The following is a 13,374-nucleotide window of genomic DNA, read 5'->3' as shown; positions in this document are numbered from 1 at the left end:
GGGCCGAATTTGAGGTTATCGTAGCCCAAGCGGGCGGAGAGGGTCAAGGCGACCCGCAAGCCCGGTTGAACCCGAGAGGAACGTTGCTCGAGATGCCGCGAATTCCTCGTTGGTTAAAAGCGTGGCTGGTCCCCGTCTGGAATCGAGCTCATCGCCTCGTGGGACGAACCCAGCAATGCGCAACGGCAATCATCCAGGGACGTTGTGATTGGTGTGCGGCGTGTGGTCGATTCGGGCCGATGCTCTATCAGGCCAGCCTGGTTCCATCCCGGTTGGCCGAACTCTGGGGACTTGCCCCGCACTGGATCGAAGCTGTTGCACGCAGGGAGTCATGCAACTGCGCGTGGTGCGGGGCGAAGCTGCGGGCGCGTCGGATCGCCCGCGTTCTCCTTGAGACCTATCCCACGGGGGACCCTCCCACGTCGGCGGCTTCGGTTGCGGCCTGGGTGCGCCGAGCCGAGGCGCAACGGCTACGGGTGGCCGAGATCAACCAGATCGAAGGGCTTCACGATGTCCTGCGCAGACTCCCTGGATTGGCCTATTCCGAGTATCAAGAAGGGGCGGAACCGGGGACCGTGGTGGCTGGGATTCGTTGCGAGAATCTGACGCGTCTCACCTACCCGGATGAGTCATTCGACCTTGTTTTGACATCCGAGACGCTCGAGCACGTCCCCGACCTCGATGCCGCACTTCGCGAGATTCGCCGCATCCTGGTTCCGGGGGGCCGCCACATCTTCACGGTGCCGGTTTTGCCCGACGTGCCTGCGACCTATGCTCGTGCGCAGCTCATGCCCGATGGGACGATTGTCTCACGCGGTCCGCTGATCCACCATCCTGGTGGGGATCACGGGTATCCCGTGTTCACCGAGTTCGGCGCGGATTGGCCCGATCTCCTGAGGGACGCCGGCTTTGAGACGACCGTCTCGCTGGGGACTGCGAGCGGGGAGGAGTTAACCCAGGTCTTCGTCTGCCGCAAGAGCTGAGCTCACCGCGGTCGAATCGACCGGGGCACCCTCCCCTTGATACGCCACATCCGGGGAAGACGATGCGGGCTCTCTCGAGTTGAGGGCGATGCCTAATGTTAGGAAGGTCGGGTGCGTTGCCGTTCCGTCTCAGGGGTCGAGGGCCTATGATTCCGGAAGAGGAAGGCTTCCGCGTGCGGCGCTGAGGCTGAAGCAACCGGATCATCCGGTCCTGATTTTTCGCTCCGGTAAACCCTTGCCGGATTCCATGCTCCAACCGGGCGCTACCGATGCAGGATCGATTTCGCAAGCCCCACCAAACGCCGCGTGTCACGGCTCGCGTACGGAACCAGATCGCCGTCGAAGCCGCCAGACGGATGTACGACATTCTCGCCCTGAATCCGGGGGAGGTCCCGATCCGGATCGGCGATGCCACTGAGAACGAATACTATTCGGCCAAGCGCAAGGCGGCGGCCGTGCTGGGACACCGGGTCAGGCCCGGCGATCTCCCCTCGGACGCCGAGGTTCGCGAGCAGGTGATCTTCCTCGCCAACTCCCGATCCGGCATTGAGGAGCCGGTGGTCGAGGACGATGAAGCCGAAGAGGAACCCACCCTTGAGGCCCTGGCCGATCACGTCGACCGGTTCGCCATCTACAAGATGCGCTTGCAACCGCTCGAGTCAGTCAAGCAAAATCCGTTTCAGCATCCCGAGGGAGACGCCCTTTTCCATAGTCTCCAGGTCTTTGAGCGGGCGCGTCATGCGCGCCCTTACGACGAGGAGTTTCTGCTGGCCGCTCTGCTCCACGACGTGGGCAAGGCCATCGATCCCAAGGCGCACGTCGCGGCCGGAGTGGAAGCGCTTCGAGGGGCAGTCACCGAGCGGACCCTCTGGCTGATCGAGCACCTTCCGGATCTGGTCGCGCTCCGCGAACGAACCTTGAGCCAGCGCGGTCGGAGAATTCTCGACGCGTCGGAATATCTCGACGACTTGAAACTGCTTCGCGACCTCGACGAGGCGGGACGCGTCCCGGGAACTCCCGTGGAGACGCTCGACCAAGCCCTCGCTTACCTCCGCGGGCTGGAGGACGAAGCGTATCTCGACGGCTAAACCGAGCTTACGCGGCCCGGTTGGTTTCCGGTTGGCGTAAAGCGAGAGTCGTACGTTCTACTGGCGGCCTCTTACGTGAGTCTCGAAAGCCTTGGCGTCAACGACAAGGAGTGAGCAATGGTCCGCGTCCCGACTCTGTTTTTCGACCTCGGGGGCGTGCTCCTGACCAACGGCTGGGACACCTCGGCGCGCCGAACCGCCGCGGAGGTTTTCGACCTCGATTATCAGGAATTTCAGACCCGGCACGAGATGCTCAAAACGGCCGTCGAGACCGGCCGGTTGAGCCTGGATGAGTACCTCAGGAAGGCGGTCTTTTCGCATCCTCGCCGGTTCACTCCCGACGAGTTCAAGGCATTCATGTTTGCACAGTCGAAGGTGTTAGGCGAAACGTTGGACTGGGTCAGAGAGCTCGCCAAGACGGAGAACTGCCGGCTCTACACTCTCAACAACGAGTCGCGTGAGCTCCACGAGCATCGGGTTGAGATGTTTCGCCTCGACGAGATTTTTCGAGGGTTCCTGGTGTCGTGTTACCTCGGTCAGGTCAAGCCCGACGAGGGAATCTATGAGAATGCGCTCGGGATTGCCGCGTGTCATCCCGAGGATGCCATCTTCATCGACGACCGCGCCCTTAACGTGGAACCCGCGCTGGCGCTCGGTTTCAAGGCGGTCCAGTTCAAAGGACTCGACCCGCTTCGATCATTCCTCAAGGAGTGCGGCGTCAGCGTCTAAGCCTCAGTAATGACGTCAGGGCGATCGACCGGGGTTCCGGGGCACGCGGCTGGTCGCCTTTGACGGGAGCGAGGCACCGCGACCGTCCGAGAAACGAGTTGCGAAGGATTGTTGCCAACGGCTGGAAGCGAGGACTGGGGTTGACCCATTCCTCGTTGGCGATAGATTTCAGCCGCTTCGGGCCGCCGGATTTGGCTGCCGAGCGTACTCTGGTTCTTTTTGGCTGAGGATGTCCTGGTTTGACTCAATCAAGAACCCGCCAGCGTCGGCAGCGACGCCTCGTCGTGGTCGGCCTCCTGCTCGTGGTTGCGTGGGGCGTGGCGTTCTTGTTCCGAAACCCTCTATTTCATCGGAATTTCGGGGTCGTGGCCAAGGGGCTTGTCTATCGGTCGGCCCAGCCGGAGGCGAACCTGAAAGGGCTGATCAAGACCTACAAGCTTGGGTCGATCCTGAATCTCAGAGGGGGCGGGTCATCCGACCCGTTCTATACGGACGAAGTGGGACTGGTGAGCGCCGAGGGGGTCGACTTCTACGACTATCCGATGAGTGCGACCCAACGGCCGAAGCGTCGCGATCTCCTGACCCTGATCGATCTCTTTCAGCGCTGTCGTTATCCGCTCCTGATCCACTGCAAATCAGGGTCCGATCGCACGGGACTGGCAAGCGGACTCTATCTCATGGTCCGGTCGGGAACGCCCCCGGAGAAGGCGCTCGAAGCGTTCTCGCTCTTTTACGGGCACGTGCCGCTGTTGGGCCCGGAGAATCTCCACGAGCCGTTTCTCGAGTACGCCGACTGGTTGAAGCGGAAGTGGCTCGTCCATTCCCCCGAACGGTTCCGCGCCTGGGTGGAAACCGAATATCGTGCCAACGATCCGGTCCAGGAAGTTCAACCCCTTCGTAAGGGACCTCGCGCGGTGCTCCGCGCGGGCCTCGCGGCCCGTCGCGGCGCGGCGCGACCCGTGGTCGAGCCAAAAAAATAAGCAGGAGTTGATCCAGATCGAGCCGTTTCAAAGGCTGGGGTTGGAGAACTCTTTCAAGGGGAGCGCGACGGGCGATTGGTGTCGTGAGCTCCGCGCGACAGCTTCGGTGAACTGCATGTAGCGGACCCCGGTGGCAAAGTCAGTCCGGGTGACCGGCTTCTCACCGCGGATGGCGGCGACAAAGTCGGCCTCGACTTGCCATCCCCCGCGCAGCTTGGACGGAATTCGCAGGGGCTCGAGTGCGGACTCGCCGCGACGAGCGCCTCGGATCACGTCGTGGGTGAGGTCGTAAATCAGGGTCCCCTCACTGCCGTACAGACTGATGCTCATCCCCACGTCGTGCAAGACGACGCCGCTCAGCCGGTAGACGCCGCTCGATCCGTCCGTATGCGTGGTTAACACCTGGACGCTATCCGGGGTGCCCGTCTTGGCAAGCTCGCCAGACTCGGGGTCGATCCGTTTACCGATGTGTTTCCAGGCGAACGCAAAGACGCGATTGGCCGGGGCGACCCAGCGGAGTGCGGTCTCGTAGAGGATGCCCAGATCGAGCATATTGAAGCCGGAATACTTGGTCGTTTGCCGCCAGCCGAGCGGGGTCTCAGGATCGGCCAGATCGCTGGAAAGCCCCCGCACGTGGACCTCGCGCAGTGTTCCGAGATATCCGGCATCGATGAGCGAGCGCATGAAGGCGTCGCCCGTCAGGCCGTAGGGGCTGGGAACGACCATGGCCGTGAGGTTCGGCAGCTCGTTGGCGTGGTCGAACATTCGCCCGGCTTCGCGTGCGTTCATCGCCATCCGGGCTTCGGTCAGGACGTGCTTGCCGGCATCGAGCGCGGCGAGTGTGACCGGACAGTGGAGATAAGGCCAGGCGCCGATGACGATCGCGTCGATTTCGTCATCTTCGATCAAGTGTTCCCAGTTGCCATAGATTTTCGGGATGTTGAACTCGCGGGCCACTCGCCCGGCGGACTCCCGGCGCAGGTTGCAGACGCCGACGACCCGGACGCCTGGCAGTTCCATGAAGCCGGGGAGATGCCGCTTGCGCGCAACTTGACCCGCGCCCACGATCCCGATTCGCAAATCGCCCGCACTCATCGAACGGACCGTCCTTTCGACCCCTCAGCGCGGACAGGCGGCACGAACAGCGTGGCGTCTTCTCGGTCGATTTGCATCGTTCTCCACGCTCAACGGATTGTAATCCGTTTCTGCTCATCGCGTCCAAAGACGTTCCCGGATTTTCCTGGAGTGGACCCGGCCTACCCGCCCGACCGACTCAGCGGCCCCCAAACCAACCCGAATAGTTCGGCCGCCGCGCGGTGCGCACCGCGGCCCGGTCGCCTTGGCCGAGCGGCGGGTAAGTGGCGCCCGCGTAGCCCGACGGATAGAACGTCCGAGTCGGAAGTCTCGAGAGGATCGGGCGATAGACAATGCTTCGCGACGGCTCCGTGCCGGGAGGACAGGCCGGATCGGCCCAACGGTTGTTCCCCGCCGTGGCGCTACAGGCGGAGAGGAGGGTCAAGGCCAGCGAGAGGGTCACGATCCTCGCGAGGAGGAACGAGCAGTCAGTCCGGAGTTTCATGTGTCGCACTCCCAAGCTTTGGGGGGCCTTGCGGGTCGTAGCGATTGTACGCGGCGCATTCCCTGACGGAGGGCGAGCGGACCCGAATTCAAGGTTATCACACAAGAGAGATCGGTCGTCGCGACGAGCAAGAACGAGTCGGGGAATCCTCCAAACGATGGATGGCGACCCTGTTCCTCGTTACGATGCGACCCGATCGGACACGTTCCCCGTGATCCGACGAACCCTCCAAACCAGGAGATCTGGTGATGCTGCGCTCGATCGTGCTCGCGACCTTGGGCCTGACCTGCTTTGGCCCGTGGGCGCGGGCGGAACACGCCAAGATCCACCTCGACGTGACCGGCCCTGGAAACACCAAGCAGACGGCGTTCGTCGATCAGACCCCGCCCGAATCGGGCAAGAATCCGCGCCCGGTGCTCAAGGCGAAGGTCGGCGACCCGATCCGGATCGAGTGGGTTATGACCAACGTCTATCCGCACAAGACCTTGGAGAATGTGGTCGTGCACTTCTTCATCGCGCGCCAGGACAAGGTCGGCCAGAAAGACCTGCCCGACCTGAGCGGCGACGTCGTGCTTGAGACCGCATTCGACATGGACTTCAAGCCGGGGTCGAAGGCCGGCCAGAGGAACACGGTGCGGATCGACACGCCCGGCGTCTACTTGATCCGAGTGGAGAGCAAGCAGACGCAGAGCGATCACGAACACTTCTCGGCGGTCGACCTGGTGATCGAGGGAAACAAGGGCAAGCCCTGACGACTCGCCCAGGCGCTCCGCTCGGTCGATTTTCGGTTTACTTCGCCTTCTCGTCGGCCGGCTTGCCCGGATCCTGCCGGTAGACGAGGATGCGGTCGTGGACGATCAAGACCAGGTCGGCCCGCTTGTCGCCATCGACATCACCGACGGCCAGGTCGCGGGGCTCGACCATGTCATTGAGGCCACGGGACGATTTGCGCTCGAAAATCTTGAACGCGAACGCACGGTTGAGGTCGGTCGGGCTCGAGCACGTGACAATCTCGATGAAATGTTCGGCGATGTCGGTCAGGACGATGTCGGGGCGACCATCTCCATTGAGGTCGCCAGCGGCGAGGTCGGCGAGCTTGGCTTCGGTCCGGTTCGACTCATAGCTTGCCATCGGCCTCAGCCTCTGGCCTTTTTGGCCGGTCAGGACCACGCCGAAGCGGTCGGTTCCGGCGAGAAGCAGGTCATCGCGACCATCGCCGTCGAGGTCGGCGACATGCATCCCTTGGAAGTCGATCGGGCCGACGGCGAGCGATCCGTTCGGGCGGTAGACCTTGTCTCGGTACTCGAGGAAGAGGAGCGACTTGGAGCTCTTGTCGAGCAGGACGATCTCTTTGGTTCCGTCCCCATCGACATCAAGCGCGGCGGCACCGAGGATTTGAGCCGAGCCGCGACCGGAATTGTATTGATCCTTGACCTCCCAGACTCCCTGCTTGTCGAGCACCAAGTTGCGGGCAAACGTGTTCTGGGCCACGATCAAGGCCGGGCCGTTCAGGTCCGCCAAGGTCAGACCGGCCGGCGTGACCCCCGCGAGCGGGCCGAGGCTGCCACCCGCCGGGGCAGGGGGCTCTCCCCCCGCGCGACCGAGCAGGAGCAGCGGCGGGCCGAACGCGTTGAAGACGAGCACGTCAGGCTGACCATCGCGATTGACGTCAAGCACTTGCAGGGCCGGCGGGGCGCTCGTCAGGCCCTTCAAGGGAACCTCATCCTCCTGCCCCCAACGGAACGGAACAAACGTTCCCGAGGCTTCGCGCTTCACGCCCCGCAACGAGAAACTTTCGTTGCCGTTCGGCTTGGTTCGCGCGACGTAGACGACCTCGGGAGTCTTGTCACCGTCGAGGTCGGCGACGTCGAGGGCGACCGGTTCCCCACTGATCGGCAACGGGGTGGGGAATGTCAGCCGTCCCTCCTCGAGGACGCTTCGGCCGATCTGCTTCTCTTGTTCGGAGAGGACGATGACCTCGGCTTTTCCGTTGCCGTCCAGGTCGGCAAGTCGAACCGTCCGCCCACCGACCAGCGCGGGGAAACTTTGGCCGGCGCCCAGACCGGTTCGCCCTGACTGACGATAGAGCAGGAACTGGGCGTTGGCCGGGTCGGTCACCACCACGTCCGTCTTGCCATCCCCATCCAGGTCCCCCAGCGCAAGCGAGCGCCCACGTTCGTTGCCCGGCGGGAGCGGGTAGAAGATGAGCCGACCCCGTGTCCCCGATTCATCCTTCTCGGCTTCATCGAGCTTGAGGACCCGGGCCCGACCCGATTGAGCCTCGATCGTGAGGAGCTCGACGCCAGCCTTCCCATCGATCTGGGCGAATGTGATCGCCCGCGGCGACTCGACGAAAAAGCGTTGCTCGGGACCAAGCTTTCCCCCCGGTGCCGAGAACCGGACCCGGATCGGGTCGTCCGTGCCCCCATCGAGAATCACCAGGTCGTCGCCACCGTCGCCGTCGAGGTCCACCGCCTTGAGCATCTGGGGATTGCTCGCGGTATGCGGCAGCCGCTCGGGTTCACCGAGCTTCCCCCCTTCGCCTTGGTAGACGATCTCGACCTCGTTCGCCTGCAGCAGGGCCAGATCGGCGCGACCGTCTCGGTTGAGATCGCCCACCGTCAATGCGTTGGAGTTCTCAACCGCCTCCCCCACGTTGAGCCGTTTTCCGGTCGAGTAGCCCCCTTGGCCGTCATTCAGCATGATGACGAGCTCCGCGGGGTTGCCGAAGAACGCGAGGTCGGGACGACCATCCCCATTGAAGTCGGCGACTTGCAGGCTGACGACTTCCTTGTTCACCGGCACGCTGACCAGCCTCATCCGGCGGTCGCTCGAAATCTGGTTCGGCTCCTGGTCGTCGGCGGGGGCCGTCTCGACCTCCTTGCCGACCTTTTTGCCACTCAGGAGCAGGTCGATCCGCGAGCGGCCATTATTGACGACGACGATATCGTCGGTCTTGTCGCCATCGAGGTCCTTGAGGATTAGATTCCCGACCCTCGGGTCGAGTTTATAGACTTCCAGGGGCAGGAACCCGAAGTAGTCCGCCAGTCGAGGCTCGTCTCCGCGCGCCTGCCCGCCGGAGAGGGTCAGGACTGTGGCCAGGATCCATCCCATTCGGTATCGCAGCGCTGCGCTCATCGCGTTCGCCCCAGGTTATCTAATCCCGCCAAATCACGTAATAATCAACCAACAGGGTACGAAAGGGCTGCAACCTCGGCAAGATGGGGCAGGGGAGAATCGCGGCATTGTGTAACGATAGCATGTTGATGTGCTGGTTTGCGGTGATGAGGTGTCACGACTCCCACCCTGGAGCCCCCCGGCCTCCACAGTCCTCTCCACGGAGTAGGACGTTCGCGGATCTGGGACACGCCTTCTGCTTCTCGGTAGGACGCCGGGGTTATTGTTACGTCTAGGCAGTTGGGCGTAGCGCGAGATCATTGACGGCCGAGTGGATCGGGTGTATTCCAACAAACCCACGTTCGGTATGATTGTAAAGGGACCCCCCACACTCAAGTGGATCGTCGCCGTGAATCAAAGCGAATTGCAACAACTCGCCAAAGACCGAGTTTGTGACGCGAGGGTTTTACTCGATTCCCCAAGTGCGGATCGGTGGTCGGGCGCATATTACTTGGCGGGATATGCGATCGAGTGCGGCCTCAAAGCATGTGTGCTTGCATTTGTAGGGCGGACAGGCGAGATTTTCAGAGACAAGCGGTTTTCGGAGAAATGCTTTACTCATAAGCCAATTGAATTAATTCACCTTTCAGGACTTGGAGATATACATCAAAATCTGCTCCAGAATAACCCGGCCTTTGCGGGATTCTGGGGAGTCGCAAGCCTTTGGACAGAGGCAAGCAGATATCAGCAAAAGGCAGAGAACGAAGCACGGGAAATTTACGAGGCTATTACAAACGACCCGAACGGAGTTCTCCCATGGATTCAAATGCATTGGTAGAATTCCAAATTGATGCGGGTCAGCGTCTTATACGTCAACTCGTGCAAGACGAGTTCGAGGTACGCGCCGCATTCTGGGTCAAGACGACCGAAGAAGGCCTCTGGTTTCTGTACATTTCCACTCCCTTGATTGAGCAGCGGGGGTTGGCCGAAGCTTACCGCGGGTTGCAAGCCTCTCTGCAACGATTGCAGGGCATCCCATTGTCTCTTTCTGATATCAAACTCATTGGGGGCACCAACCCTATCACAAGAGACGTGTTGAGTATTCTCAGCCGTCACCCCAGTCGTCTGGCTCTTCGCTATGGCGGGAAGCAACTTGGTAGCATGACAATCGAAGAGGCTTATGTTTATCCTGAACACTTTTATGAAATTGGGGATAGGCGTCAGATGACCAAGGAGGATGTGCTCCGAGAACTGGTCAGTCTGATGAACCGGGGCCCAGGGATTCTCCACCCGTCAAAGATTGCGTTGCGAAATGGCGATACCTTTCAGGGCCTTCCCTTCTCGATCCAGTTGGGAAGCAATCAACGAAGTGTGATTCAATTCGTCGCCGATGGCGAATTTGCCCCGCGCATCGTGGATGTTGACGACATTGCCTCAATCGAGTGACCGTCTGCGTCCCGTGAACCCCTGCTCGCGGCCCATGCCACGATCGGTGCATGGCCGAAAGGGGGCGAACGATGGGCTGGGTGGCAGGATCGGGCATGAGCCGGGTTTGCCGGAATACTCTGGTTAAACGACTCGCTCTTCGTCGCCGTAGGTGACGGTCACTATGACCTGGCCGTCCAAGTTCGATCTGCCTCCGAAACTCCGATTCGAGCGGTCACTTGTGAAGCATTTGGAGATGAGAATCTCGGATTGAAGTGCCAAAAGCAACTTAAATCACTCAAAGATTCATTGTATGCGGATTTGGCTGATTCTTTCTCCGGGCAGCAAATGCAGGTCAAGGTCTGGTTCAATGAAACGGTTTCACACTCTGGGCGACTGTTGAAGGATGTTCAGTTTCGGCAGCACTTGCTCGTCATTGCGACGTAGAGGTGATGATCGGCGAATCGGGAAGTTGGTCCCAATCCCTCATCGAGACGTGGCGCGGACCGTCAGCGTAGAATTCCCTAGATCGGTCTGGAACCCGGCCTGGACCAACGCGATCGAGGCAACGCATGAATCAATTCAAGCGGTGGCCGCTGATCTTGTCGGCACTCATGCTCGAAGCCTGGATCGGCGTCTCCCTCTACTTCGCACCAGGATGGGCGAATGGCTGGCCGTTCGGACTGACGATCTATCGGGTTTGGTCAGGTGGGATGGCGGTAATCGGCTGTCTCATGTTCGTGACGCTGGCAGCAGGCATTCGGGCAGCGATCTGTCCCCTCCGACTCAGGTATCTGGGCGAATTCCGATTCGCCTGGCTTGTCTGCAGGGCATGGCTCATGGTTTGTGCCATCGCCACAGCGATCCTGGGAATGGTCATCTATCGCACCCTGATCGCTGAGACGCTCAAGATGTGGCCCAACGGCTACCATCCTTGAGGCCAGCGGTGCCGACCTGCTCGAGGGAACGAGCGATGCAACAACCTTGCTTCCCGTTGTGGACTTTGATGGCGATGGCGGTCTTCGGTGTGCGTCCGGTGGCGAAACGTCGGGCCTCCCGATGAGCTTCGGGATGGCCTCGACTGGCAAGCGGATCGTGCATCGATCAAATCGATCAAGATGAGGGCGACGCGAGATTTGCGGGCTCCGCCCTGGAACCGATCAGGTTCGCAAGCTGGCGAAGCTCGGGTGGTCGAGCAGTTTGAACGGTTGGGCGAGTGACGTGATGGTTTCGCCCCGCTGGGTGATGTGCCGTTCGCCGATCGCGCCGAGCCGGCCGGAGGAGGCGGCGAGGTAGGCGACTTGCCAGGGGTTAATCTGCATGAGTCGTGCCGCGGTGGCGTCGACCGAAGGGAGGTTCGTGCCCATGACGATGACGCCCGACTGCCGAGGGGTTCCCATGATCGGGCCGTCCCCTTCCATGCCGATAATTCCGTCGACGATCGCCAGGTGGGGGCGGACGGTGGCGTTGATGTCGAGGATCGATTCCGCGATGCCGGCGTGGTGGAGGACGTTCTTGGGCCAGCCGTAGAAGATCCCTGGCATGACCCCGAAGAGATTCTTCATCGAAAGCGTGACACCCGCCCAGTGGTGCGTCTTGAGCTTGGGCATCGAGACGATCAGATCCGCCCGGCGCAACAAGGTGGCTGGGAGGGCGAGCCGGCGCAGCGTCGTGCAACCGAACCGGTTGGCCGTCATCACGAGCTCATCGTGGTTCAGGTCGATGAATTCGATCCCTTCGTCGTCGAGCACGGGTCCAAGCCCCGACTGCTCGAGCACAAAGTCGGTGTCCCGACAGTGCCCTTGCCCTTCCGCGACGAAGACCTCACGCGCACTCCAACTCTTGAAGACCGCGGCCGCGGCGCGGATCAAGACGGGATTCGTGTTGATCTGCGGCGCCTGGCGACTGGGTTCCACCAGGTTCGGTTTGAGGAGGATCGATTTTCCCGAAACCTGCTTGGGACCGATTCCGAGCTCCCTCAAACCGTCGCGGATCTTCGCCTCCAGATCGACTGAATAGGACGAAGCCGAGGCGATGAAGACATCACCGCGCAGGGAACGCTCGTTCCGGTCGTAAAGCAATTTCGAGGCCATCCCCCCCGCCAGCGCGGCCCCCGCGCCGGTGAGGAGAGCGCGACGCTTCAGATGTCCAGGTTCACGCACGGCGACCTCCCGATTGAGTTCCCAAGAAGAGCGGGAGCGACGCGTCACCGACGGCCAACAGCAGTAGTGCCAGCCGGGTTGCGGCGTCGGGCCGGCCGACGGTGCGGCGATAGGACTCGTCCAGCCAGAGGTATGACTTCGCCGGGGCTCGATTCCAGCGTCTGAGCCCGAGCACACCCCAACCGAGCGAAGCCGGAGCACGGGTGTTGGGCAGCGTTTCCACTAAATACTTGATCCCGTTCGCGACGACACTCGAGGGATCGTCCGTCTGCGCCAGTGCCAGCAGGGCGAGGCCGGTAGGACCGGGCTGAGGTCGGAGCACGTTGCCGAACGCGGATTTGTTCCCATAGTTCCAACCGCCGTTGGGAAGCGCGCGATCGGCGATCAAGCGAATCCCTTCGCGAACCCGACGGTGGTCGCCATAACCTTCGCGACCGAGTGCGAGCACCGCGATCGCCGTCGGTTCCAGCCACGAATGGGTGTCCGAGACCCACGGCCATCCCACGAGCGTCGTGTCATGGCCGATGACGTGGTCGGGGTCGGATTCGCTCGCGCTCGTCTGACCCTGCTGCTGGAGCAGCCAGGCGGCGGCGCGTCGCCGCGGCGTTTCATAGCCATTGAGAGCGTTCCAGAGCAGGAGGGTGTAGGGAGTCGTCCAGCAGGGCGCGGGCAGCCCTGCCGAAATCCCGAGTGAGCCGTCCTGGTTCTGGATCGAGACGAGCCAATCGGCAGCAAGTCGGACGCTCGAGTCCTCGCCGCGGGAGACCTCGGTGGAGGCGACCAGGCCCAGGCCGACAAGTGCGGTCGGCTCGACGCACGGCCTTGTCCCCTTCCGATAACCCCAGCCAGTCGAGGTCACTCTCAGGGCAAGCAACTCATCGCGAGCGGTTCCGCTCCATTCGCTTGGCATCAACGGCTTCTCCAGCGGCTCCAAACCCAGGTGAGATCGACAACGAATGGCGAGTTGTCCGGGCCATCGCGTCCTCCTTACCGGGAATCAGCTTGGTGGGGATGTCACCAGCCTCGCCCCGCGATCATTCCAGTTCGAGAGCGACGGCCATGGTTCCCTTTTGCTTTTTTACGAGGGGAAGCCTGACCACCTTCCTCTTCAGAGTTATAGGACATATTTGATCGCTGGCTCAAATCCGTCAGTGGAGGATCAGCCCCGAGGCATTCAAGGATTTCTCGCATTTTTTTCCCAATCCGCGAGCAACATGACCTAGGTTTGGGATATTCGAGCCGGCGAATCTCCAAGGCAGAGCGAGGTCCAGGCGATTGGTCCCATTGGATTTCGATTTCTCGGTGGTCGCG

Annotated in this window: 12 protein-coding genes; 7 read left to right on the top strand and 5 right to left on the bottom strand. The window is 61.6% G+C overall.

Translation table 11 applies throughout. The features are described from left to right. Window positions 1-239: 239 nt before the first annotated feature. The 4 genes from BUS42_RS34800 (at window position 240) to BUS42_RS34785 (ending at window position 3,780) form a co-directional block, all read left to right on the top strand. Complete coding sequence (locus tag BUS42_RS34800) at window positions 240-983, top strand: class I SAM-dependent methyltransferase (RefSeq protein ID WP_254053988.1); 744 nt, start codon at window positions 240-242, stop codon at window positions 981-983. A 269-nt stretch (window positions 984-1,252) separates the two neighbouring features. Then, complete coding sequence (locus BUS42_RS34795) at window positions 1,253-2,071, top strand: HD domain-containing protein (RefSeq protein ID WP_074314821.1); 819 nt, start codon at window positions 1,253-1,255, stop codon at window positions 2,069-2,071. A gap of 117 nt (window positions 2,072-2,188) precedes the next feature. Then, the gene (locus BUS42_RS34790) at window positions 2,189-2,800 is read left to right on the top strand and encodes an HAD-IA family hydrolase (RefSeq protein WP_074314819.1); all 612 of its coding nucleotides are present in this window, start codon (window positions 2,189-2,191) and stop codon (window positions 2,798-2,800) included. Window positions 2,801-3,039: 239 nt separating this feature from the next. Further along, window positions 3,040-3,780, top strand: coding sequence for a tyrosine-protein phosphatase (locus BUS42_RS34785; RefSeq protein WP_254053987.1), 741 nt, complete (start codon window positions 3,040-3,042; stop codon window positions 3,778-3,780). A 27-nt stretch (window positions 3,781-3,807) separates the two neighbouring features. Here the strand turns inward: BUS42_RS34785 and BUS42_RS34780 are convergent, their stop codons facing one another. Continuing rightward, window positions 3,808-4,875 carry a Gfo/Idh/MocA family protein gene (locus BUS42_RS34780; RefSeq protein ID WP_074314817.1) on the bottom strand — a complete coding sequence of 356 codons (1,068 nt, stop codon included), beginning with the start codon at window positions 4,873-4,875 and terminating at the stop codon, window positions 3,808-3,810. Window positions 4,876-5,053: 178 nt separating this feature from the next. After that, window positions 5,054-5,359, bottom strand: a complete 306-nt coding sequence (locus tag BUS42_RS34775; RefSeq protein WP_074314815.1) for a hypothetical protein — start codon at window positions 5,357-5,359, stop codon at window positions 5,054-5,056. Window positions 5,360-5,607: 248 nt separating this feature from the next. On the opposite strand from BUS42_RS34775, the gene BUS42_RS34770 reads away from it, so the two are divergent. Then, a complete protein-coding gene (locus BUS42_RS34770; protein ID WP_074314813.1) occupies window positions 5,608-6,111 on the top strand; it encodes a hypothetical protein in 504 nt (167 codons plus the stop codon). Between the two features lie 37 nt (window positions 6,112-6,148). On the opposite strand, the gene BUS42_RS34765 is transcribed toward BUS42_RS34770, so the two are convergent. Beyond that, window positions 6,149-8,497: an FG-GAP repeat domain-containing protein gene (locus BUS42_RS34765; protein ID WP_254053986.1), complete on the bottom strand. Its 2,349-nt coding sequence runs from the start codon at window positions 8,495-8,497 to the stop codon at window positions 6,149-6,151. Window positions 8,498-9,292: 795 nt separating this feature from the next. Between BUS42_RS34765 and BUS42_RS34755 the strand changes: the two genes are divergently transcribed. Both BUS42_RS34755 and BUS42_RS34750 read left to right on the top strand, forming a co-directional pair. Next, on the top strand, window positions 9,293-9,922 hold the full coding sequence (locus BUS42_RS34755; RefSeq protein ID WP_083670992.1) for a hypothetical protein: 630 nt from the start codon (window positions 9,293-9,295) through the stop codon (window positions 9,920-9,922). A 551-nt stretch (window positions 9,923-10,473) separates the two neighbouring features. Continuing rightward, window positions 10,474-10,839 (top strand): hypothetical protein, encoded by a 366-nt coding sequence (locus BUS42_RS34750; protein ID WP_074314804.1) that lies wholly within the window; start codon window positions 10,474-10,476, stop codon window positions 10,837-10,839. Window positions 10,840-11,061: 222 nt separating this feature from the next. On the opposite strand, the gene BUS42_RS34745 is transcribed toward BUS42_RS34750, so the two are convergent. Together BUS42_RS34745 and BUS42_RS34740 are read right to left on the bottom strand one after the other, a co-directional pair. Next, on the bottom strand, window positions 11,062-12,063 hold the full coding sequence (locus BUS42_RS34745; RefSeq protein WP_074314801.1) for a DUF362 domain-containing protein: 1,002 nt from the start codon (window positions 12,061-12,063) through the stop codon (window positions 11,062-11,064). Further along, window positions 12,056-12,973 carry a prenyltransferase/squalene oxidase repeat-containing protein gene (locus BUS42_RS34740; RefSeq protein WP_074315720.1) on the bottom strand — a complete coding sequence of 306 codons (918 nt, stop codon included), beginning with the start codon at window positions 12,971-12,973 and terminating at the stop codon, window positions 12,056-12,058. The genes BUS42_RS34745 and BUS42_RS34740 overlap by 8 nt, the downstream gene beginning before the upstream one ends. Window positions 12,974-13,374 lie beyond the last annotated feature (401 nt).

This window comes from Singulisphaera sp. GP187 (assembly GCF_900129635.1).
Taxonomy (GTDB): Bacteria; Planctomycetota; Planctomycetia; order Isosphaerales; family Isosphaeraceae; genus Singulisphaera.
The sequence above is the reverse complement of the archived record's forward strand: the minus strand, read 5'-3'. Positions and strand labels throughout refer to the sequence as shown.